This window comes from Marinobacter metalliresistant, assembly GCF_038098645.1.
Taxonomy (GTDB): Bacteria; Pseudomonadota; Gammaproteobacteria; order Pseudomonadales; family Oleiphilaceae; genus Marinobacter; species Marinobacter metalliresistant.
The window spans coordinates 1,017,395-1,040,128 of the sequence record NZ_CP101118.1 but is presented as its reverse complement, the minus strand read 5'-3'; the positions used below and the strand labels follow the sequence as shown (position 1 = coordinate 1,040,128).

At 56.9% G+C, this 22,734-nt stretch carries 18 protein-coding genes and 4 tRNA genes; 16 read left to right on the top strand and 6 right to left on the bottom strand.

Translation table 11 applies throughout. The annotated features are described in order from the left end of the window. Positions 1–11: 11 nt before the first annotated feature. Positions 12–2,606 (bottom strand): bifunctional aconitate hydratase 2/2-methylisocitrate dehydratase, encoded by a 2,595-nt coding sequence (locus tag NLK58_RS04805; RefSeq protein WP_117620276.1) that lies wholly within the window; start codon positions 2,604–2,606, stop codon positions 12–14. 254 nt (positions 2,607–2,860) lie between these two features. On the opposite strand from NLK58_RS04805, the gene NLK58_RS04800 reads away from it, so the two are divergent. Continuing rightward, positions 2,861–3,466, top strand: a complete 606-nt coding sequence (locus NLK58_RS04800; RefSeq protein ID WP_117617498.1) for a tRNA-(ms[2]io[6]A)-hydroxylase — start codon at positions 2,861–2,863, stop codon at positions 3,464–3,466. 38 nt (positions 3,467–3,504) lie between these two features. Here NLK58_RS04800 and NLK58_RS04795 read toward each other — a convergent pair whose 3' ends face one another. Then, positions 3,505–4,389, bottom strand: a complete 885-nt coding sequence (locus NLK58_RS04795; protein ID WP_117617497.1) for a LysR substrate-binding domain-containing protein — start codon at positions 4,387–4,389, stop codon at positions 3,505–3,507. A gap of 144 nt (positions 4,390–4,533) precedes the next feature. Between NLK58_RS04795 and NLK58_RS04790 the strand changes: the two genes are divergently transcribed. Both NLK58_RS04790 and NLK58_RS04785 read left to right on the top strand, forming a co-directional pair. Beyond that, positions 4,534–5,304 (top strand): ferredoxin--NADP reductase, encoded by a 771-nt coding sequence (locus NLK58_RS04790; RefSeq protein WP_117617496.1) that lies wholly within the window; start codon positions 4,534–4,536, stop codon positions 5,302–5,304. Between the two features lie 173 nt (positions 5,305–5,477). Further along, positions 5,478–5,870, top strand: coding sequence for a thioesterase family protein (locus NLK58_RS04785; RefSeq protein ID WP_117617495.1), 393 nt, complete (start codon positions 5,478–5,480; stop codon positions 5,868–5,870). A 33-nt stretch (positions 5,871–5,903) separates the two neighbouring features. Here the strand turns inward: NLK58_RS04785 and NLK58_RS04780 are convergent, their stop codons facing one another. After that, positions 5,904–6,779, bottom strand: a complete 876-nt coding sequence (locus NLK58_RS04780) for an ion transporter (RefSeq protein ID WP_117617494.1) — start codon at positions 6,777–6,779, stop codon at positions 5,904–5,906. A gap of 314 nt (positions 6,780–7,093) precedes the next feature. Between NLK58_RS04780 and NLK58_RS04775 the strand changes: the two genes are divergently transcribed. The 5 genes from NLK58_RS04775 to NLK58_RS04755 all read left to right on the top strand — a co-directional run bounded on the left by NLK58_RS04775 (position 7,094) and on the right by NLK58_RS04755 (position 12,443). Next, positions 7,094–7,990: a hypothetical protein gene (locus tag NLK58_RS04775; RefSeq protein WP_341582175.1), complete on the top strand. Its 897-nt coding sequence runs from the start codon at positions 7,094–7,096 to the stop codon at positions 7,988–7,990. A gap of 247 nt (positions 7,991–8,237) precedes the next feature. Continuing rightward, positions 8,238–9,263: an amino acid ABC transporter substrate-binding protein gene (locus tag NLK58_RS04770; RefSeq protein ID WP_117617492.1), complete on the top strand. Its 1,026-nt coding sequence runs from the start codon at positions 8,238–8,240 to the stop codon at positions 9,261–9,263. A 98-nt stretch (positions 9,264–9,361) separates the two neighbouring features. Continuing rightward, on the top strand, positions 9,362–10,549 hold the full coding sequence (locus tag NLK58_RS04765) for an amino acid ABC transporter permease (RefSeq protein WP_117617491.1): 1,188 nt from the start codon (positions 9,362–9,364) through the stop codon (positions 10,547–10,549). After that, entirely contained in the window at positions 10,549–11,634 is a 1,086-nt protein-coding gene (locus NLK58_RS04760) for an amino acid ABC transporter permease (RefSeq protein ID WP_341582174.1), read from the top strand. The genes NLK58_RS04765 and NLK58_RS04760 overlap by 1 nt, the downstream gene beginning before the upstream one ends. An 11-nt stretch (positions 11,635–11,645) precedes the next feature. After that, the gene (locus tag NLK58_RS04755) at positions 11,646–12,443 is read left to right on the top strand and encodes an amino acid ABC transporter ATP-binding protein (protein WP_117620275.1); all 798 of its coding nucleotides are present in this window, start codon (positions 11,646–11,648) and stop codon (positions 12,441–12,443) included. Between the two features lie 36 nt (positions 12,444–12,479). Here NLK58_RS04755 and lpxH read toward each other — a convergent pair whose 3' ends face one another. Continuing rightward, positions 12,480–13,205, bottom strand: coding sequence for a UDP-2,3-diacylglucosamine diphosphatase (gene lpxH / locus NLK58_RS04750; RefSeq protein ID WP_341582173.1), 726 nt, complete (start codon positions 13,203–13,205; stop codon positions 12,480–12,482). Next, the gene (locus tag NLK58_RS04745) at positions 13,202–13,711 is read right to left on the bottom strand and encodes a peptidylprolyl isomerase (RefSeq protein WP_117617488.1); all 510 of its coding nucleotides are present in this window, start codon (positions 13,709–13,711) and stop codon (positions 13,202–13,204) included. Before NLK58_RS04745 ends, lpxH begins: the two co-directional genes overlap by 4 nt. Before the next feature lie 138 nt (positions 13,712–13,849). Between NLK58_RS04745 and NLK58_RS04740 the strand changes: the two genes are divergently transcribed. The 3 genes from NLK58_RS04740 to NLK58_RS04730 all read left to right on the top strand — a co-directional run bounded on the left by NLK58_RS04740 (position 13,850) and on the right by NLK58_RS04730 (position 19,245). Next, entirely contained in the window at positions 13,850–15,529 is a 1,680-nt protein-coding gene (locus NLK58_RS04740) for a glutamine--tRNA ligase/YqeY domain fusion protein (RefSeq protein WP_117617487.1), read from the top strand. Next, complete coding sequence (cysS, locus tag NLK58_RS04735) at positions 15,526–16,914, top strand: cysteine--tRNA ligase (protein ID WP_117617486.1); 1,389 nt, start codon at positions 15,526–15,528, stop codon at positions 16,912–16,914. Before NLK58_RS04740 ends, cysS begins: the two co-directional genes overlap by 4 nt. 150 nt (positions 16,915–17,064) lie before the next feature. Then, positions 17,065–19,245, top strand: coding sequence for a malate synthase G (locus tag NLK58_RS04730; RefSeq protein WP_117617485.1), 2,181 nt, complete (start codon positions 17,065–17,067; stop codon positions 19,243–19,245). Positions 19,246–19,466: 221 nt separating this feature from the next. Here the strand turns inward: NLK58_RS04730 and folD are convergent, their stop codons facing one another. Then, positions 19,467–20,324, bottom strand: coding sequence for a bifunctional methylenetetrahydrofolate dehydrogenase/methenyltetrahydrofolate cyclohydrolase FolD (folD, locus tag NLK58_RS04725; protein ID WP_341582172.1), 858 nt, complete (start codon positions 20,322–20,324; stop codon positions 19,467–19,469). A 232-nt stretch (positions 20,325–20,556) separates the two neighbouring features. On the opposite strand from folD, the gene NLK58_RS04720 reads away from it, so the two are divergent. The 5 genes from NLK58_RS04720 (at position 20,557) to tig (ending at position 22,644) form a co-directional block, all read left to right on the top strand. Continuing rightward, positions 20,557–20,633 (top strand) — tRNA-Pro (locus tag NLK58_RS04720). A 32-nt stretch (positions 20,634–20,665) separates the two neighbouring features. Further along, positions 20,666–20,742 (top strand) — tRNA-Arg (locus NLK58_RS04715). 106 nt (positions 20,743–20,848) lie between these two features. Beyond that, positions 20,849–20,924, top strand: a tRNA-His gene (locus NLK58_RS04710). Between the two features lie 79 nt (positions 20,925–21,003). Beyond that, positions 21,004–21,088: transfer RNA gene (locus tag NLK58_RS04705), tRNA-Leu, on the top strand. A gap of 251 nt (positions 21,089–21,339) precedes the next feature. Beyond that, positions 21,340–22,644 (top strand): trigger factor, encoded by a 1,305-nt coding sequence (gene tig, locus NLK58_RS04700; RefSeq protein ID WP_341582171.1) that lies wholly within the window; start codon positions 21,340–21,342, stop codon positions 22,642–22,644. Positions 22,645–22,734: the final 90 nt, after the last annotated feature.

Here is a 22,734-nt window from a genome sequence, read left to right as displayed (position 1 = left end):
AAGGTCAGTGCTCAGGCAACGTTCGCCTCGGCGGCCTTCCTGGTGTAGTTCTCCATCTGATCGAAGTTGAGATACTTGTAGATCTCTTTCGACATGCTGTTCAGATCCTTGGCGTACTCCATGTACTCCTCGGCGGAGGGGAGTTTGCCAAGCACCGCACCAACCGCTGCCAGTTCCGCAGAGGTCAGGTACACGTTGGCACCATCACCCAGTCGGTTCGGGAAGTTACGGGTGGAGGTGGACAGGACCGTGGACTTGGCCGCCACGCGGGCCTGGTTGCCCATGCACAGGGAGCAGCCCGGCATCTCGGTGCGAACACCGGCGGTGCCGTAGATGTTGAAGTAGCCTTCTTCCATCAGCTGAGCCTGGTCCATCTTGGTGGGAGGGGACATCCACAGGCGGGTCTTCAGGGGCTCCTTGTTCTGTGCCAGCAGCTTACCCGCGGCACGGAAATGACCAATGTTGGTCATGCAGGAACCGATGAAGACTTCGTCAACCTTGTCGCCGGCCACTTCGGACAGGGTGCGGGCATCGTCCGGATCGTTCGGGCAGCACACGATGGGCTCTTTGATCTCGGCCAGGTCGATTTCCACTACGTGAGCATACTCGGCATCTTTGTCGGCACGCATCAGCTTCGGATCGGCCAGCCATTCTTCCATCTGCTGGGCGCGACGTTCCAGGGTACGCGGATCGCCGTAACCTTCGGCAATCATCCAGCGCAGCATGGTGATGTTGGAGCGCAGGTACTCGGCCACGGACTCTTCAGACAGGTTGATGGTGCATCCGGCTGCCGACCGTTCCGCGGAAGCGTCGGACAGTTCGAACGCCTGCTCCACGGTCAGGTGCTCAAGGCCTTCGATTTCCAGGATACGGCCGGAGAATTCGTTGATCTTGCCTTTCTTCTCAACGGTCAGCATGCCCTGCTTGATGCCGTACAGCGGAATGGCGTGGACCAGGTCACGCAGGGTGATGCCCGGCTGCATTTCGCCCTTGAAGCGAACCAGAACCGACTCCGGCATATCCAGCGGCATTACACCGGTGGCGGCGGCAAACGCCACCAGGCCGGAGCCGGCCGGGAAGGAAATGCCCATCGGGAAACGGGTGTGGGAGTCACCACCGGTGCCGACGGTGTCCGGCAGCAGCATACGGTTCAGCCAGGAGTGGATGATGCCATCGCCGGGGCGCAGGGAAACACCACCCCGGGTACGGATGAAGTCCGGCATGGTGTGCTGCATTTCCACATCAACCGGCTTCGGGTAGGCGGCGGTGTGACAGAAGGACTGCATCACCAGGTCGGCCTGGAAGCCCAGACACGCCAGGTCTTTGAGTTCGTCGCGGGTCATCGGACCAGTCGTGTCCTGGGAGCCGACGGTGGTCATGTGGGGCTCGCAGTAGGTACCAGGGCGAACGCCCTTGCCTTCTTCCAGGCCACAGGCCTTGCCGACCATCTTCTGGCCGAGGGTGAAGCCCTTGGTGCCTGCTTCCGGATCCTTCGGCAGACGGAACAGGTCAGTCGCGCCCATGCCCAGTGCTGTACGGGCCTTGGCGGTCAGGCCACGACCGATGATCAGCGGGATGCGGCCGCCGGCCTGAACTTCGTCCAGGATTACGTCGGATTTGAACCTGAACTCGGAGATGGTCTCGCCGGCTTCGTTCAGGATCTTGCCTTCGTACGGGCGGATTTCAATGACGTCGCCCATGTTCATGTCGTCGACCGGGGCTTCGAATACCAAAGCGCCGGCGTCTTCCATGGTGTTGAAGAAGATCGGGGCAACCTTGTTGCCGATACAGACGCCACCGGCACGCTTGTTCGGCACGCCGGGGATGTCCTCGCCGAAGAACCACAGAACCGAGTTGGTGGCGGACTTACGGGAAGAGCCGGTGCCTACTACGTCACCTACGAAGGCGACCGGCAGGCCCTTGGATTTGATGTCGTCGATCTGGCTCATGGGGCCAGTTACGCCGGGCTCTTCCGGCTTCAGGCCGTCGCGTTCCATTTTATAGGCGGCGCGGGCGTGCAGCGGGATATCCGGGCGGGACCAGGCATCCGGAGCCGGAGACAGGTCGTCGGTGTTGGTTTCGCCAGTGACCTTGAATACCACCATTTTGGTGCTTTCGGGAACCTTTTTCTTGTTGGTGAACCATTCGGCATTGGCCCAGGATTCAACCACAGACTTGGCGACGGCGTTGCCCGCGTCCATCTTTTCCTTAACGTCGTTGAACGCGTCAAACATGAGCAGCGTGTGCTTGAGTTCTTCGCCGGCCAGCCCGGCCAGTTCGCTGTCGTCCAGAAGGTCAACCAGAGTGGCGATGTTGTAGCCACCCTGCATCATGCCCAGCAGCTGGACGGCCTTCTTTTTGTCGATCAGCGCAGAAGCAGCTTCACCTTTGACAATGGCAGACAGGAAGGCGGCTTTTACGTAAGCGGCTTCGTCCACACCCGGCGGAACGCGGTTTTCCAGGAGGTAAACCAGGGTTTCTTCCTCACCCACTGGCGGGTTTTTCAGCAGCTCAACCAGAGCAGCAGTCTGCTCGGCGTTCAGGGGCTTGGGAGGAATACCCAGGGCTTCACGTTCGGCAACGTGTTCACGGTAGGCTTCTAACACGATATGGACCCTCATCAGTTGGAATGTCCCGCGCCGGCTTCTTGCCTGGCGGGAGGTTTTTGGCGGAAAGGCCGCAGGAGCCTCTGAATAATGCCTCAAATCACCGATGGGGTTTCAGGGTTTATTCAGAGACTCCTTAATCTGGCGCTGCATTCTATAGGAAACCCCTTATAAAGTTAAGTTGGACAGAGGTCGGAGAAATCTGCTAGCTGCGTTATACTCGCGGGCCGCAAATCAACCACCGTAATGACGCCATGAACGACGCCCTGCAAGAGATTCACGACTTTCTGCCGTGCCGGACACCACAACAATGGATCGACAACGCCCTGGCCAACCAGGACCTGATGCTCATCGACCATGCCCATTGTGAGAAAAAGGCGGCCTCAACTGCGCTGAGCCTGATGTACCGGTACGTGAATAACACTGAGTTGCTGAACAGGATGTCGCGGCTGGCCCGTGAAGAGCTCCGGCATTTTGAGCAGGTACTTGCGATCATGAACAAACGAGGCGTGGAGTACTGCCATCTGACACCGGCTCGCTACGCTGCCGGGCTGAGGCAGGAAGTCCGCTCGGAAGATCCCGGCCGGCTGGTGGATGTTCTCATCGTGGGTGCCATTATCGAAGCGCGTTCCTGCGAGCGGTTCGCGGCACTGGCGCCTTTTCTGGATGAAAAGCTGGAAGATTTCTACACCGGCCTGCTGAAATCCGAGGCGCGGCACTACCAGGATTACCTGAAGCTGGCGCAGCAGGCCGCCGCAGGCCCGGTGGATGATCGCGTGGCAGAGTTTCTGGTGATCGAGAAGAGACTGATCGAGGAACCGGACAGCGAGTTCCGGTTCCATAGCGGGCCGTTGAGGTGAAGTTGGGGTCAGATGAAAGCTTTCATCTGACCCCGGCTTCACCTCAGCCGCCGGCAAAGCTCAATCCAGGCATCAATCCCGGCACTGCGGTATTTCTGCTTGTGCAGGATGAAGTAGAACTGCCGGTCAAAGCGCCGATGCTCCGGCACTGCCAGGGGAACCAGACTGCCACGCTTGAAGGCGTCGGCCAGCACCACGTCGGACAGGCAGCCAATACCGAGGTTCGCTTCGACCGCGCGCTTGATGGCTTCCGTGTGCTCCAGCTCCAGCAGCACATTCAGATCCGGCAGCAGACCGTGCATGCCTCGCTCAAAACTCTGCCGTGTTCCGGAACCTTGTTCCCTCATAATCCAGGTGGCTTCGCGCAGATCCTCGTCCGTGAGTGAACCTTTGCTGGCCAGGGGATGGCTGGGCGAGCAGAAAACCACCAGTTCATCGCCCCGCCAGGGAATGACATCCAGTTCTGACGACTGTAGTTCCCCCTCAATCAGCCCGATATCCAGTTCAAAATCCTTGACCCTTCTTGCGATCGTGCTCGTGTTGGCAACCTCCAGCGCGACTCGTGGCCGGGTAGGGGTATTCATGTATTGGGCCATGACACCTACAGCCAGATAGTTACCAATAGTGAGTGTGGCGCCGACTTTTAAGGCACCCACTTCCGTGTGTTTGCTGAACGCCCGCTCCAGTTCGTTTGCCTGGGCGAGGACGGCCTCAACTTTTGGCCGGTAGAGTCGACCGAGCTCGTTTAGCTGAAGGCGTTTGCCAACGCGGTCAAACAGCTGGATATCAAACTGGTTTTCCAGCTCCTTGAGCGCACTGCTGGCTGCGGACTGCGACATGGCGAGCGACTCGGCGGCGCGAGTGATGTTCTGGAAATGGGCCGCGGCCAGAAAGACTTCCAGTTGTCGAAAACTGTATTTCATAACATTTTGCTCTAAATCGACTCGCTCGAATAAGGTTATGAGAATATCCCATTTTCCCGATAGGTTAGTGTCGGGTTACACTTAACGCAATCCAAAGTTGAAACATTCGCCGTAAAAAGCGTAACGAACAGGCAAGAGGTTTACATGAGCAACCTGATCAAAGAGAAAGTTACCAGCGTCCACCACTGGAACGATACCCTGTTCAGCTTCACCACAAGCCGGGACCCGGGATTTCGTTTCAAGAACGGTCATTTCGTCATGATCGGTCTGGAAACCGACGGCAAACCCCTCATGCGTGCGTACAGTATTGCCAGTGCCAATTACGAGGAAGAGCTGGAGTTCTTCTCAATCAAGGTTCAGGACGGCCCGCTGACCTCCCGCCTTCAGAAGATTCAGGTAGGGGATGAGATCCTGGTGAGCCGCAAGCCGACCGGTACCTTGATACTGGACAACCTGCTGCCGGGCAGGAATCTCTGGCTGATCAGTACCGGTACCGGGCTCGCGCCGTTCATGAGCATCATCAAGGATCCGGAAGTCTACGAGGCGTTCGACAAGGTGATCCTGACTCACGGCGTACGCTATGTGTCAGAACTCGCCTACCAGAAGGAGATCGAAGAGCTGCCGGAAAACGAGTTCTTCGGTGAAATGGTCGAAGGCAAGCTTGTCTATTACCCGACCGTCACCCGTGAGGAGTTTCGTAACCGGGGCCGCCTGACGGATGCCATGAAAACCGGAAAGATTACCCGTGATCTCGGCCTGCCGGAGTTCGACCTGGAGAACGACCGGTTCATGATCTGCGGCAGCCCGAGCATGCTCAAGGACACCTGCGCTATCCTTAACAACATGGGCTTCAAGGAAGCTCGGGGTGGTGACATGGGGCATTACGTTATCGAGCGGGCGTTTGTGGAGCAGTAAAGGGTGCATCACACAGGCCCTGATAAAGCCGGAGCGTGATGCTCCGGTTTTTTTCGTGCTGAAATCGGGGTCAGATGAAAGCTTTCATCTGACCCCAGGTTCACAACCGGGGCCTTTCTTTGTAGCCAGTGTGCCAGTGTATAGTAGGCGGTTTTGGAAATAGGGAAGACACGATGTTTCATCTTGAACTGGAACCACGTTTCAGCGATACCGATGCCCTGGGGCACATCAGCAACACCACCTTGCCGGTCTGGTTTGAACAGGCCAGAACGCCGGTTTTCCGGATTTTTCATCCTACCCTGGAAGCCGAAACCTGGCCGCTGATCATCGCCCGGCTGGAGATTGATCTGATGGCACAGAGCTACTGGCATATGCCGGTGGAGATCCGCACCGGGATTGGAAAAATCGGCAACAGCTCCTTCCACGTGGTTCAGGAGGCCTGGCAGAATGGCAAACAGATTGCCCGTGGCATCGCTGTCTTGATTCATTTCGATTATGGAGCCGAAAAAGCCCTGCCGATTCCTGACGAGATCAGGTCAAAACTGTCCGGACATCTGATGGACTGAGGCGTACGATGTGATCCACAGAAGCCCGGAGCCTCAGGTTGCCGGGCTTTCTGTTTTTTTGCGCGGATCAACAGTGTCCTCATCGAGCCAGGTTCCGCAGAATTTACAGTAGCGCGCATCCTGTTCATGGTGATCCCTGCCGCATCCGGGGCAGGCTTCACGGGAGTAGCGCTCTTCACGCAGGGCCCGGATCACTTCGGCGGAGAAGATGCCCGCGGGCAGTGCAATGATCGAGTAGCCGGTGAGCATTATCGCTACCGATATAAACTGTCCCAGAGGGGTGACCGGTGTTATGTCGCCGTAGCCGACCGTTGTCAGTGTAACAATGCCCCAGTAGATCGCTGTCGGAATGCTGGTGAATCCGGCGTCGGCGGGTTCAATCAGGTAGAGGACAGAAGAAAAGATTGTCACAACCATCAGCACGGTAAAGAGGAACAAAAGGATCTGATGCCGGCTCCGTATCATGGCATCCAGCAGGAGCCTCTTCTCTCCCTCCAGGATCACCATGTCAAGCACCCGGAACAGCCTCAATGCCCGGAGCATCCGAACGATAATCAGGGTCTGGAAACCGGGCAGGATCAGTGTCAGCCATGACGGCAGGATCGCCAGCAGGTCGATGATGCCGTAGAAGCTTTTCAGGTAGAGCCATGGCTTCTGCAAACAGTAGATCCTCAGAGCCAGCTCGATTGTGAAGAGAATGGTAATGCACCATTCTGTATAGAAAAACAGGTCACCATAGCGTTGGTGATAGCTGTCTATGCTATCGAGCATGACAATCCCGACACTGACGAAAATCAGCAGGACCAAACCAATATCAAAAGCCTTGGCTGCGCGGCTGTCGGACTCAAAAAGCAGCTTGAAAAGTCGGGTGCGCAGTCCCAGCTTTGCGGGCTCAAGGCGGGTTGGCATTCTTTTCAGTCTCCATTTTACTATCGGGCGTCTGAACTCCTCTAAACTCTAGAGAGCAGTGGGTTTCCCCGTCAACATACTTTCTCCGAAGGAGGGGCTATGAAGGGACTTTCAATCGAGAGTGTGTTCGGCGCGGCTGTTTCTGTTCCGGGGATGGCTCTGGTGAAGTGGTCAAAAATGCGCGGCATCGACAAAAGCAGCCATGCCGAACCCGATTGATGCTTTACGTCACGAATAACGACCTGACGAAATCTGGCGGAGTATGTTATTGATTGACTGACTGTGTTTAACACCTACTCGCTCGGAGCAAACCATTGGCTTTTAAATTCCTCGTAGTGATCTTCGTGGCCAGCCTTCTGGGTTTGGCTGGTTGCGGTTCTGATGAAAAGGCGCCAGCAAGTGATTCCGGGAGGCAGGTTGCAAAGACTGTTAATCTGCCGGCTGGAGATATATCACTTGCGCTTACCCCTGCTCAGCTGGACTGGGTCGGTCAGCAGATTTTCCGAAACGAGTGCGCGGGTCGTTTCGAGTGTCTGGTTCACTGGAACGAGGGGGAAGCCTTTCCATCTCTGGGTATCGGACATTTTATCTGGTATCCGGAGGGTGTGGATGGAAGATTCGTGGAAAGTTTTCCTGCTCTTGTTGAGTACATGAAGCAGCGTCAGGTCAGTATTCCCGAGTGGCTGAGAGATCTCGACCCCTTTGACGCCCCCTGGGGCGACAGGCAGTCCTTTCTGGCTGTCGTTGATTCGCCGGAAATGGCAGAGCTCAGGGAGTTTCTGGCAGGCAGTCAGGGTATGCAGGCGGAGTTTATATTTCGTCGGGCCAGAATGTCTCTGGAGAAGGTGATTGATGCGGCTCCCGAAGAACAGGAAGACGACATCACCGAGCGCCTCGAAGCCTTGAGCCAGACGCCCGGCGGCGTGTATGCAATCATGGATTATGTCAACTTCAAAGGAGAGGGGGTGTCGCAGACGGAGCGTTATAAAGGTGATGGCTGGGGTCTGTTGCAGGTGCTGATGGCCATGTCCGGCGATCCGGAAGAAGCGGCCATTCAGCAATTTCGGGAGGCGGCCCGCAAAGTGCTGACCCGCAGGGCAGAGAATGCTGAAGATCCGGTTGAGCGGGAACGCTGGCTGCCGGGCTGGCTGAAGCGGCTGGACACCTACTCTGAACCTCCTGAAATGAAAATTCCCTCGGAAAATTCCTGAAAATCAGTTCAAACCCTGATCTATGTTCTATCTTGTAACTGAGCGTTCTGGAAAACACCTTTCCACCGACCTGTAGTCTCCCCGTGCGCCGAACTGAGGCCCGGTTTGCACAGTGGTGTGGCCGAAGTGTGTTAGCGGAAACGCCTCGTAATAGAATAAACACAATAAATCAACGTGTTAAGTTCTCTGGCTCATAAATTGCTGAGAACCGTTGCTCGTATAACCAACGGAACTTCGGAGATAATAAATGAATAACGCCAAGTCGATTGCCGTCGGCGCCGCCCTGATTCTGGGTGCATTCACCGCTTCAACCGCTAGCGCGGCCACAACGCTCGAAAGTGTCAAGGAGAAAGGGCACCTGCAATGCGGTGTGACCAGTGGTCTTCCCGGATTTTCACAGCCTGATGAGAAGGGCAACTGGACAGGCATTGATGTGGATACCTGCCGGGCTGTGGCCGCTGCCATCTTTGGTGACGCCAAGGCTGTCCAGTTCACCCCACTGACCGCCAAGGAGCGCTTGACAGCACTGCAGTCCGGTGAAATCGATATATTGTCCCGGAATACCACCTGGACCCTGACCCGTGATGCCTCCCTGGGTCTGAACTTCACCGGTGTCAATTACTATGACGGTCAGGGCTTCCTGATTAATAAGGGCATCGGTGTGGACGATGCCACCCAGCTTGATGGTGCAACCGTGTGTATCCAGGCGGGTACTACCACCGAACTGAACCTTGCCGACTATTTCCGGGCCAAGGGCATGGAGTTCAAGCCGATTGTATTTGATACATCCGAGCAGACAGTGCAGGGGTTTGCCTCTGGCCGGTGTGATGTGCTGACATCCGACCGGTCGCAGCTTGCGGCACTTCGGTCCAAGCTCGCCGACCCGTCCTCGGCCAAGATTCTGCCAAACACTATCTCCAAAGAGCCCCTGGGCCCCGTGGTGCGCCAGGGTGATGACCAATGGTTCAACATAGTGAAGTGGGTTCTTTTCGCCCAGATCAACGCCGAGGAACTGGGCGTCACCATGGAGAACGTGGACGACATGCTGAAGTCGGATAACCCGAATATCCAGCGTCTGCTTGGATCCGACGGTGACATGGGCGCCAAGTTGGGCGTGCCGGCGGATTTCGGGTACAAGGTGGTGAAACAGGTTGGCAACTACGGTGAGATGTACAACCGTAATGTCGGACCAGACACCGCGCTGGGTCTTGATCGCGGTCTCAACGCACTGTGGACCGAAGGCGGCATCATGTATGCGCCACCGGTTCGTTAACACCTGAGAGCGGACAGGGGGCGGGCTCCCGGTGAGCTTTGCCTCCGGTCAATCTGTGATGATGTGTTTAACCGCACGGAAGCTTTTCGGGAAAATGCATGAAAAGACAAACAACTGATTCGAGACCTGCGGGTCCCAAACCCTGGTATGATCCGCGTATTCGTTCCATCTTCTTTCAGCTCGTTACTCTGTCGCTGGTCTTCTGGGCTGGCTGGACCCTGATCGATAACACACTGTCCAACATGGAAAGCCGTGGCATCAGCACCGGTTTCGGCTTTCTCGATGAAACCGCCGGCTTTGGCATCATCATGAGCTTGGTCCCCTACGACGCCACCATGTCGTATGGCCGGACCTTCTGGGTGGGGCTCACCAACACCCTGCTGGTCTCCGCCATGGGTGTCGTCGCTGCCACGATTCTCGGCTTTATTCTCGGGGTTGCCCGACTGTCCAGTAATTGGCTGGTGGCCAAGGTTGCCCTGGTTTACATCGAAGTGATCCGCAACATCCCACTGCTGCTGCAAATCTTCTTCTGGTACTTTGCGGTGCTCAGTAATCTGCCTTCGCCCCGGCAAAGTGTCGAGGTGGGCAATGCGCTGTTCCTGAATAACCGGGGCCTGTACCTGCCGGAACCGGTGGCCCAGGATGGCTTCGGCCTGGTCTGGGGTGGGGTGATCGCCGCCGTCGTTGCGGTTGTGGCTCTGCGAACCTGGGCCAAAAAACGTCAGTTGGCCACCGGGCAGATCTTTCCCACATTCAAGGTGGGTCTTGCCGTTCTGGTTCTGGTGCCGGTGCTGGCGTACCTGATGGCGGGGCAACCGCTGACCTGGGACTTTCCGGCCCTGAAAGGGTTCAACTTCGGCGGTGGCATTTCCATCATTCCGGAGTTGGCGGCCCTATGGATTGCGCTATCTCTCTATACGGCCAGTTTCATCGCGGAGATTGTCCGCTCCGGCATCCTTTCCGTGAGTAAGGGCCAGACAGAAGCCTCCAAAGCGCTGGGGCTGCCGAACAGTCTCACCCTGCGTCTGGTCGTTATTCCGCAAGCCATGCGGGTGATTATTCCGCCGTTAACGAGCCAGTACCTGAATCTGGTCAAGAACTCCTCGCTGGCGACAGCGATCGGCTATCCCGATCTGGTGGCGGTGTTCATGGGGACGACCCTGAACCAGACAGGCCAGGCCGTTGAAGTCGTTGCGATTACGATGGCCGTTTATCTGACAATCAGTCTACTCATTTCCCTGTTTATGAACATTTATAACCGGGCTGTGGCGATTAAGGAGCGATGATGGCTGAGTCTGTAATGAAACCACCCAGGAAAACTCTGGGCCCGGTAGCGTGGATGCGGATGCATCTGTTCTCCAGTTGGTACAACACCCTGTTGACCCTGATCGTGGGCTACCTGTTGGTAACCAGCGTGGGGCCAGTGCTGAACTGGTTGTTCCTTGAGGCCGACTTCAAGGGCAGTGAGCCGAGCGACTGCACGGGCGCCGGTGCCTGCTGGCTGTTTATCAACCAGCGCCTGAATTTCTTTATCTACGGGTTTTATCCGGATTCCCTGCAGTGGCGTATCGATGTGATGTTCGCCCTGCTGGCTCTGTCGTTCGTGCCCCAGTTCATTGAGAACTTACCGGGCCGCAAGTGGCTGGGCATTTTCGGCATGACTGGCCTGCCGGTGGTCGGCTATTTCCTGATCCCGGGCGGCAGCTTTGGCCTTGAGGCAGTGGACAGCGCCAAATGGGGCGGCCTGATGCTGACGCTGATCATTGCCTATATCGGCATAATCGCGTCCCTGCCCATCGGTATTCTTCTGGCCCTGGGGCGGCGTTCGGATATGCCCATTATTCGCGGCCTTTGTGTCGTGTTTATCGAGGTCTGGCGGGCGGTTCCGCTGATTACCGTGCTGTTCATGGCGTCTGTGATGCTGCCGCTGTTTTTGCCGGAAGGCATGAACTTCGAGAAGCTGATGCGGGCACTGATCGGCATTACCCTCTGGCAGTCGGCCTACATGGCGGAAGTTATCCGGGGCGGCCTGCAGGCCATTCCGCGGGGGCAGTACGAGGCAGCGGACGCGCTGGGGCTCGGGTACTGGAAAAAAACCGGGCTGATCATTCTGCCCCAGGCCCTCAAGATGGTCATTCCCGGGATCGTTAACACGTTTATAGCGCTGTTCAAGGACACCACGCTGGTGCTGATCATCGGCCTGTTCGACATCCTTGGCGCAGTTCAATCAACCATAACGGACCCCGCCTGGCAGAACGTCGCCATTGAGGGGTATGTCTTCGTTGCCTTCTGTTTCTGGGTGTTCTGTTTTGGCATTTCCCGGTACAGCCAGAAGCTGGAGCGCAAACTCGACACTGGTCATAAATCATGATGGGTAATCCAATGACAGAAACCACCCGAACACCGGACAGCCAGCAGAATGCCGAGAGCCGGAGTGAGCCGAAAGTCGATATTATTCGAGTCGAGGGTATGCACAAATGGTATGGGGACTTTCACGTTCTGAAAGATCTGAACCTGACCGTGAAGCAGGGCGAGCGCATCGTTATCTGTGGCCCGTCAGGTTCCGGCAAATCCACATTCATCCGCTGCATTAACCGGCTGGAAGAGCATCAGCAGGGCAAAATCGTGGTGGATGATGTGGAGTTGACCGATGATGTGCGCCAGATTGACACCGTGCGCCGGGAAGTCGGCATGGTGTTTCAGCACTTCAATCTTTTTCCGCACCTGACCGTGCTGGAGAACTGTTGTCTGTCGCCCATCTGGGTCCGGAAGACCCCCCGCAAGGAAGCTGAAGCGAGCGCAATGGAATACCTGGAAAGGGTTAAGATTCCCGATCAGGCCAACAAGTACCCGGGTCAGTTGTCCGGTGGCCAGCAGCAGCGGGTGGCCATTGCCCGGGCCTTGTGCATGAAGCCGAAAATCATGCTGTTCGACGAGCCCACCTCGGCACTGGACCCGGAAATGATCAAGGAAGTGCTCGACGTTATGGTGGAATTGGCGAAAAGTGGCATGACCATGATCTGCGTCACCCATGAAATGGGGTTTGCCAAAACGGTGGCGGACCGGGTGATCTTTATGGATAGCGGTGAGATTGTGGAAGAGGCTCCGCCCCAGGAGTTTTTCTCCAACCCCAGAGAACCGAGAACCCGGAAGTTCCTGGAGCAGATTCTGCACAACTGAGACGGAAAGGCCGGGCAATGGCCCGGCCTTTCTACGTTACAGCGGGTGTTTGTCGAGAATGGGTGAAGCGCCGGGCGTCACTTCCAGCCACCAGACGTTCTCGGCCCAGTCGCCCAGGACAATCCGCTTCGCTGGCTGCCCATTCGCAGTCAGCGCATGCTCCGCCGGACGGTGTGTGTGGCCGTGGATCATCCGTTGCACGCCGTGGGCTTCCAGCTCCCGGACCACTTCCTCGGGTGTTACGTCCATGATGAACTCTTCCTTGCCCTGATTTTTGGCCATGCTGATTTCCCGCAGTTGGCGGGCCATCTGCTGGCGATCTTTCAGCGGCCGCTGGAGAATCATCTTTTGCCATTGCGGGTTGCGCATGTTGGCACGGAACTTCTGGTACTCCTCATCGGCGGTGCACAGGCTGTCACCATGCATCAGCAGGGTTGGCGTGCCATATAGATCGATCACGCAGGGATCTTCCAGCAACGTCGCCCCGGCACGATCGCAGAAATCCTCGCCGATAAGGAAATCCCGGTTGCCATGCATCAGAAAGATCTCGGTGCCCCCGTCTCTCACTTTGCGAAGGGCGGCAGCAACCTTTTCCTGCAGCGGTGTGCGCTCATCGTCCCCAATCCAGGCCTCAAAAAAGTCGCCAAGGATGTAGAGCTGTTCAGCCCCGGCGGCTTTTTGCTCAAGAAAGGCCAGGAATGCCCCGGTGATGTCCGGGCGTGATTCTTCCAGATGAAGATCCGAGATAAACAGCGTGGTCACGCCGCGCCTCCGTCCTCCAGAACTTCGGCTTTCTCAATGACCACATCATCCGCGGGAACGTCCTGGTGTCCGCCGCGCATGGTGGTGCGCACAGCACGAATGGCGTTGACCGTTTCCATGCCTTCAACCACCTTGCCGAAAACACAGTAACCCCAGCCCTCGGCGTTCTTGGCGGTGTGGTCCAGAAAACCGTTGTTCTCAACGTTGATAAAGAACTGGGCCGTGGCGGAATGAGGGTCCATGGTGCGGGCCATGGCAATGGTTCCCTGCATGTTGCTCAGGCCGTTATCAGCCTCGTTCTGGATGGAATCCCGGGTTTTGCGGGGTGTCATGCCCGGCTCAAATCCGCCGCCCTGAATCATGAAGTTGCTGATCACACGGTGAAAAATCAGACCATCGTAAAAGCCGTCGCGGACGTACTGTTCAAAGTTCCTGGCGGTTTCCGGTGCCTTGTCGTAGTCCAGTTCGAGCTTGATGTCACCGTAGTTGGTTGTCAGCAGAATCATCAGGTTTTCCTGTTCGTAATGGTTGAATGCGTTACGGGCCCCATTGTACTCAAGACTTTCCCGCTATGCATGAGTCCGGCAAGGATTTGTGAGTATAATACGCGGTTTAAGATTCACTCCCCTTTTAACAGAGATTGTATGAGCGCCGAGTCGAAGAAAGCCCACAACTTTATCCAGAGCCTGATCGAAGACGCCATCGCCAACGGAGAGCATACCGGCAAGGTGGTCACCCGTTTTCCGCCGGAGCCCAACGGCTACCTGCACATTGGCCACGCCAAGTCGATTTGCCTGAACTTTGGTATCGCCGAAACCTTTTCCGGAGACTGTAACCTGCGGTTTGACGACACCAACCCGGAGAAGGAAAACCAGGAATACATCGACGCCATCAAGCAGGACGTGGAGTGGCTTGGCTACGAGTGGGCCGGCGAGGTTCGCTACGCGTCGGATTACTTCGACGCCCTGTATGAGTTTGCCGAGGAACTGATTACCCGGGACAAGGCTTACGTGTGCGCCCTGAATGCCGACGAAATGGCCGAGTACCGGGGCAGCCTGAGAGAGCCGGGCAGAAACAGCCCCTATCGTGATCGCCCGATTGAAGAAAGCCTGCAACTGTTCCGCGACATGCGCGACGGCAAGTACCAGAACGGTGAGCTGGTTTTGCGGGCCAAGATTGATATGGCGTCCCCGAACATTAATTTGCGGGATCCGATTCTTTACCGTATCCGGTACGCCGAGCACCACCAGACCGGCGACAAATGGTGCATCTACCCGATGTACGATTTCACCCATCCGATTTCGGACGCTATGGAGGGAATCACCCATTCGCTCTGTACCCTGGAATTCGAGGATCACCGGCCGCTGTATGACTGGGTCCTGGATAACATCTCAGTCCCCTGTCACCCGCGCCAGATCGAGTTTGCCCGGCTGAACCTGAATTACACCATTACTTCCAAGCGCAAACTCAGGCGCCTGGTGGATGAGGGGGCTGTTGATGGCTGGAATGACCCGCGGATGCCCACCATTTCCGGTATGCGCCGGCGCGGTTATACCCCCGAGTCCATTCGCACCTTCTGCGATATGATCGGCGTGAATAAGGCCGGTGGCACTGTGGATGTGGGTATGCTGGAGCATGCCATCCGGGAAGATCTGAACAACCGGGCCCCGCGCGCCATGTGTGTGATGCGGCCACTGAAGGTGACGCTGACCAACTATCCGGCCGGCCAGAGCGAGACCCTGACGTTGCCCGTGCACCCGCAAAACCCGGAAATGGGCGAGCGCGAAGTGCCCTGGACCCGGACCCTGTATATTGACCGGGAAGATTTCGACATGGAGCCTCCGCGGAAATGGAAGCGGCTGGCGCCGGATCAGGCGGTACGCCTGCGGGGCGGATATGTGATGACCTGCCGGGAAGTTATCCGAGACGACAGCGGCGAGATTGTTGAGCTCAAGTGCGAATACGATCCGGACACCCTGGGTGTGAATCCCGAGGGCTACAAGCCTAACGGCGTTGTTCACTGGGTGTCCGCAACTGACAGTGTGGAAGCGGACATCAACCTGTACGACCGCCTGTTCAGCCATGAATCGCCGGACAGCGATAAGGACAGCGATCTGATGGATCATCTGAATCCGGAATCTCTGGTCGTTCTCAAAGGCGCCCGGGTCGAGAAGAGTCTGGCGCAGCCTCGTACCGATCTGCCCTACCAGTTCGAGCGCGAAGGCTATTTCTTCTGCGATCAGGAGCACACCGCCAGTGCCGGCCGGCCGGTTTTCAACCGCACCGTAACGCTCAGGGATTCCTGGGGTAAGGGGGGCAAGTGATCCGCATCTACAACACGCTGACCCAGCAGAAGGAAGAACTGCGGCCTATTGAACCGGGCAAGGTCCGGATCTATGTCTGCGGCATGACGGTTTACGACTACTGCCATCTTGGCCATGCCAGGGTTCTGGTGGCGTTTGATGTGATCACCCGTTACCTGCGCCACCGGGGTTACGAGGTGAACTATGTTCGCAATATTACCGATATTGACGACAAGATCCTGCGTCGTGCTGACGAGAACGGCGAGCCCTACACTGAGCTCACTGACCGTATGATCAAAGCCATGCACGAAGACGAAGCCCGCCTGGGCGTGCTGTCTCCGGACGACGAGCCCCGGGCCACGGCATTCATTGACGAAATCATCGCGATGATCCATAAGCTGATTTCCGGGGGGCATGCCTATGCCGCCGATAACGGCGATGTGTATTTTGCCGTTGATTCCTTTGATGACTACGGCAAGCTCAGCAAAAAGAAGCTGGAAGATCTGCTGGCGGGTGCCCGGGTCGATGTTCAGGAAGCCAAGCGTAGCCCGGCGGATTTCGCACTGTGGAAAGCGGCCAAGGCGGGGGAGGTGAGCTGGCCTTCACCCTGGGGTGATGGTCGACCGGGCTGGCACATTGAGTGTTCGGTAATGTCCACCGCCTGCCTGGGCGACACCTTTGATATTCATGGCGGTGGCCCTGATCTGTTGTTCCCGCACCATGAAAACGAGATTGCCCAATCCGAGTGCGCCACCGGCCATACCTTCGTGAATACCTGGATGCACGCTGGAGCTATTCGGGTGAACAAGGAAAAGATGTCCAAATCCCTGGGCAATTTCTTCACCATCCGCGAGATTATGGAAAAGTACCCTGCGGAGGTGGTTCGTTATTTCCTGGTTTCCAGTCATTACCGGAGCCAGGTGGACTATTCCGAGGAAAACCTGGCTGAGGCCGGTCGCACGCTCACCCGGCTTTACCATGCGCTGCGCGGCATTGTGCCCGCTAAAGTAGCGGATGTGCCGGAAACAGAGTACGACCAGCGGTTCGCCGAAGCGATGGATGATGATTTCAACACCGCAGGCGCGATTGCTGTGTTGCACGCCGTCGCTAACGAGATCAACCAGCATCGTCGGGACGGGCGTGAAGAGGAAGCGAAGCGCAGCGCAGCGGTGCTGGTAAGACTCGGTGGCGTACTTGGCCTGCTGCAGCAGGATCCCGAGGCTTTCTTCCAGGCCGATACTGGAAGTGAACTCAGTGCCGAGGACATTGAGACGCTGATCCAGGCCCGGGCAGATGCCCGCAAGGCGAAGAACTTTGCCGAGGCTGACCGGATTCGCGACGATCTCGCGGAGAAGGGCATTGTTCTGGACGACTCCCGCGAGGGGACGAGCTGGCGGAGAGGTTGAATTTCGGGGAAATGGTGGTTGGTCAGACCAGTTTTGCGCCTGCAGGAATGATCTTGTAAGGATTTTCCCTTACAATGCGGCGCTCTAATTAGAATGCCCCCTCAAGGTGAAGGGGGAGTCGGGAAACGTAACCCACTGAGGCAGACAACGATGACAGAACGCGTACAAGTCGGCGGCATTCAAGTCGCAAAGAATCTGTATGATTTCGTAAACAACGAAGCGATTCCGGGTACCGGAATCGATGCCGACAAATTCTGGGCAGAATTCGACAGGATCGTGAACGAGCTGGCGCCGCGCAACCGCGAGCTGCTGGCAAAGCGTGATGCGATCCAGGAAAAAATGGACAGCTGGAACCGGGACCGCAAGGGTCAGAAGCTGGACATGGCCGAGTACAAATCTTTCCTGAACGACATTGGTTATCTGGTTGACGAGCCCGCAGAATTCAAGATTTCGACCGCCAATGTTGATCCGGAAGTCGCCACCATGGCCGGCCCGCAGCTGGTTGTGCCGATCATGAACGCCCGCTTTGCCCTTAACGCGGCAAACGCTCGCTGGGGCAGCCTTTACGACGCTCTGTACGGCACTGATGCCATCTCCGAAGAGAACGGTGCCGGGAAAGGTCGTGGCTATAACCCGGTACGCGGCGCCAAGGTCATCGAGTGGGCCCGCGATCTGCTGGACAGCTCCGCGCCGCTGGTTTCCGGTAGCCATAAAGACGCTGCCAAGTACCTGGTTGAGGGTGGCAAGCTGGTGGTAAAGCTGCAGAATGGTGAAGCCACCGGTCTGAAGGACGAAGCCGGCTTTGTCGGTTACACCGGTGCCGCCGATGCGCCCACTGGCGTGCTGCTGGTCAAGAACGGCATGCACTTCGAGATTCAGATTGACGCCAGCCATCCGATTGGCAAGGACGACGGCGCCAATGTGAAAGACGTACTGATGGAGTCTGCCCTGACCACCATCATGGATTGCGAAGATTCGGTTGCGGCCGTCGATGCCGACGACAAGGCTCTGGCCTACCGCAACTGGCTCGGCCTGATGAAAGGTGATCTGCAGGAAACCTTCGAGAAGGGCGGCGAGCAACTGACCCGTAAAATGAACGCGGACCGCACCTACACCGCACCGGACGGCGGCGAATTGAGCCTGAAAGGGCGCAGCCTCATGTTTATCCGGAATGTCGGTCATCTGATGACCAACCCGGCCATTCTGCTGAAAGACGGCAACGAAGTGCCGGAAGGTCTGATGGATGGCCTGATCACCTCGCTGATTGCCATTCACGACATGAAAGGCAATGGCAAGTTCCAGAACAGCACCAAAGGCTCCATGTACATTGTGAAGCCCAAGATGCACGGCCCGGAAGAAGTGGCGTTCACCAACGAATTCTTTGGTCGTGTTGAAGACGCACTGGGCATGCCACGTTTTACCCTGAAAGTTGGCATCATGGACGAGGAGCGCCGCACGACGGTTAACCTGAAGGCCTGTATCCATGCCGCCAAGGAGCGTGCTGTGTTCATCAACACCGGCTTCCTGGACCGCACTGGTGACGAGATCCATACCTCCATGGAACTGGGTCCGTTCATTCGCAAAGGCGCGATGAAGCAGGCAACCTGGATCAACGCCTACGAGCAGTGGAACGTGGACATTGGTCTGGAGACCGGTTTCCGTGGCGTTGCCCAGATTGGTAAGGGCATGTGGGCCATGCCGGATCTGATGGCGGGCATGCTGGAGGCCAAGATCGGTCACCCGAAAGCTGGCGCCAACACTGCATGGGTTCCGTCTCCCACCGCCGCCACCCTGCATGCCACTCACTACCATCAAGTGAGTGTGGCTGACGTTCAGAAGCAGCTGGAAAGCCGTACCCGTGCCGCCCTGGAAGACATCCTGACGGTACCGGTGATGGACGATCCGTCGTCGCTGAGCGCCGAAGACATCCAGCAAGAGCTGGACAACAACGCCCAGGGTATCCTCGGTTATGTTGTACGCTGGATTGATCAGGGCGTTGGTTGTTCCAAGGTGCCCGATATTAATGATGTGGGTCTGATGGAAGACCGTGCCACCCTGCGGATTGCATCCCAGTTGCTGGCCAACTGGCTGCACCACGGCATCTGCTCTGAAGAGCAGATCATGGAAACCATGAAGCGCATGGCGGCTGTGGTCGACAAGCAGAACGCCGGTGATCCTGCGTATCGCCCGATGGCCGGAAACTTTGATGACAGTGTGGCCTTCCAGGCGGCCCTGGATCTGGTTCTGAAGGGCCGTGAGCAGCCGAATGGCTACACCGAGCCGCTCCTGCACGCATACCGCCTCAAGGCGAAGGCGAAGTACGGGCAGTAAGCTCTGGTCACAAAAAACCCCGCCACGGCGGGGTTTTTTGTGACCAGCTTTTCTTAGCGGGGTCTGACCCCGTGGGGTCAGACCCCCTTTTCACTGACCCCCTTTTCACTAGAATGGAGATGGATCCCTGGCAAAAGCTGAAAATCGGGTCAGACCCCTTTGGGGTCAGACCCGGTGCACTATGTTGGCGGCGTGAAAGGTGCTCCGAGACCCCTTCGGGGTCAGACCCGGTGAAGCACGTCAGCAGCGTACAGGGTGTTCTGCAGCAGGGTGGCAATGGTCATCGGTCCCACACCGCCGGGGACCGGTGTGATGTAGGCAGCACGTTCGGACGCTGTCCTGAAATCCACGTCGCCGTGCAGTTTTCCGTCTTCCATCCGGTTGATGCCCACATCAATCACGGTTGCGCCCGGTTTCACCCACTCTCCCTTGATCAGGCCGGGTTTGCCCACGGCTGCCACCAGAATGTCCGCTTCACGAACAAACTTCTCCAGATCCGGTGTGAATCGGTGGCAAACGGTTGTGGTCGCGCCTTTAAGCAGCAGTTCCATACTCATTGGCCGCCCGACGATGTTGGAGGCGCCCACAATCACGGCGTGCTGGCCCTTGTAGGGAGTATCGATGCTGTCGAGCAGGGTGATGATGCCCGCCGGGGTGCAGGGGCGCAGGGTGGGTTTGCGCTGCATCAGCCGGCCAATGTTGTAGGGGTGAAAGCCGTCCACATCCTTGTCTGGCCGAATCTTCACCAGAATCGGATCCGCATCCAGATGGTCGGGGAGGGGGAGCTGTACCAGAATCCCGTCCACCGTCGGGTTCTCGTTCAGTTCGTCTATCAGTGCCTCCAGCGCGTCCTGGGAGGTGTCTGCCGGCAGGTCGTAGGAGAGGGAAAGGATTCCGGCTTCATCGCAGGCTTTGCGTTTGTTGCCTACGTATACGTGGGAAGCGGGATCGTTGCCGACCAGCACCACAGCAAGTCCTGGTGCACGAAGCCCTTGCTGCCTGCGGGCTTCCACGCCGATGGCGACCTGCTGTCTTACTTCGGCGGCAATTTCTTTTCCGTTGATCAGTTTGGCGGTCATGTCTCGTCTTGTCGGTTGGGCGTTGGTAAGTTGGAGGCCGGGCATTGTCTCATGCTTCCGGGGGAACTCCAATTGGAGGGTGTGCCGGCCCGCTTCGGGGGAACTTTTGTGCCGGTGTTTTGTCACTGGGGAACCGTTGTCTCAGGGAATTTAAAATTCCATGTTGACGGAGCCCGCCGGCGCCGGTAATATGCGCGCCAACTTTGCTGAAGCACTTGTTGTTCAGTTCAGTCGGGGTATAGCGCAGTCTGGTAGCGCGCCTGCTTTGGGAGCAGGATGTCGGGAGTTCGAATCTCTCTACCCCGACCATTTTCTGGATATTCAGGTGGGCGAACGGTCAAGCGCCCGTAGCTCAGCTGGATAGAGCACCCGCCTTCTAAGCGGGTGGTCGCAGGTTCGAGTCCTGCCGGGCGCGCCATCAAGTCGTCGGCTTGGTCCGCGCCGGAGCGACCGTAACCGGCAAAGTTGAAACCTTGACGATTCGGTCGTCAAATAGAGAATGCCGAAAGGTATGTCCCGATGTGGTGGACGTAGCTCAGTTGGTAGAGCTCAGGATTGTGACTCCTGCGGTCGAGGGTTCGATCCCCTTCGTCCACCCCACTTTTCTTTCAGGTTTGATTCCGCGTTTGGTGAATGTATTGATGGCAGTCTTGTCATCGGCCATTCCTCATCCCGTTGTGCGCGAGTGGCGGAACTGGTAGACGCGCTGGATTTAGGTTCCAGTGGGGCAACCCGTGAGAGTTCGAGTCTCTCCTCGCGCACCACTCCTTTCTTTTTTCGTTTCGCCTTTCTTTTTCCGGTTTTGTCCCCAGTTCTGATTTCTATCCCCGGAAGTGGTTTCGCCGGTCTTATCAGGGTGCGGTCCAAAGTGCCTTGCCAGGTGATTCTCTCGGCGGGGCAAAGCATGATAAACTACTGGCTTTTAATTTTCGGTCCTTTTGCGGGAATTCTCCCGAAATCGGACTTTTAGGTTTAATTTCATTCACATACCGAACCTGTAATTTGAGGATCTTCCATGCAAGTGTCTGTTGAAACGACCTCCAACATCGAGCGTCGCATGACGATTGGTGTGCCCGCCCAGGAAATCGACCAGGCGGTCCAGAAACGGCTGCAGGAAACCGCGCGTACCGTGCGTCTTAATGGTTTCCGTCCGGGTAAGGTGCCCATGAGCGTGGTCAAGCGTCGTTTCGGTGACAGCGTCCGCCAGGAAATTGTCGGCGAGGTAATGCGCGACAACTACATCAAGGCATTGCAGGAGCAGGATATTAATCCGGCAGGCTGGCCGAAGTTTGAGCCGAAGACCATGGAAGAGGGCAAGGACCTTGAGTTCGTAGCCATTTTCGAAGTACTTCCGGAAATCGAGCTGGGCGATCTGAGCAGGATTTCTGTTGAAAAGCTGACCTCTGAAATCACCGACAAAGACGTCGACAACATGATCGACAACCTGCGCCGTCAGCAGGCCACCATGAAAGAGGTCGGCCGCAAGTCCAAGAACAAGGACGTTCTGACGATTGATTTTAAAGGGTTTATCGACGGTGAAGAGTTCGAGGGTGGTGCCGCTGAAGGCCATCGCCTGACTCTGGGTTCCGGTCAGATGATTCCGGGCTTCGAAAAAGCCATCGTGGGCGGCAAGGCCGGTGAAGACATGGTAATCGAAGTGACCTTCCCTGAGGATTATCACAACGAAGATCTGGCGGGTAAGCCGGCCAGGTTTGAAATCAAGATTCACAAGGTCGAAGAGCCCCAGTTGCCGGAAATGAATGCCGAGTTCTTCAAGAAGTTCGGTATTGATGCCGAAGATGAAGCGGCATTCCGTGAAGAAGTCAGAAAGAACATGGAGCGGGAGCTTAAGCAGGCAGTCGCGAACAAGGTCAAGAACGACGTTGTTGACGGCCTGCTTGAAACCACCGCTCTGGACATCCCGGCTGCGCTGGTGGACCAGGAGATTGACCGCCTGCGTCAGGACGCGGTTCAGCGTTTCGGTGGCCAGGTTGATTTCCAGCAACTGCCGAAGGAAATTTTCCAGGAGCAGGCTGAGCGCCGCGTGAAAACCGGCCTCCTGTTCCAGGAAGTGGTCAAGAAGAACGACCTGAAGGCGGACCCTGCCAAGGTGGACGAAAAGATCCAGGAGATCGCGTCTACGTATGAACAGCCGGAAGAGGTTGTTGCACATTTCAACAGCAATCCGGAGCAGAAGTCCCAGATCGAGTCCTCTGTGCTGGAAGATGCGGTTGTTGATCACGTGCTTGAGCAGGCCGACGTGAAAGAAAAGAAGGTCAAGTACGAAGAGGCCGTGCAGGCTGGTCAGCCCCAGCGCTGATTTGCCCCGGGGCAGGATTAATTCCGGCCCTGTTGGCCGATCCCTGAAAACAGCCGGCATGCCCGGCTGTTTTCATCTGGGGCTGCTGCT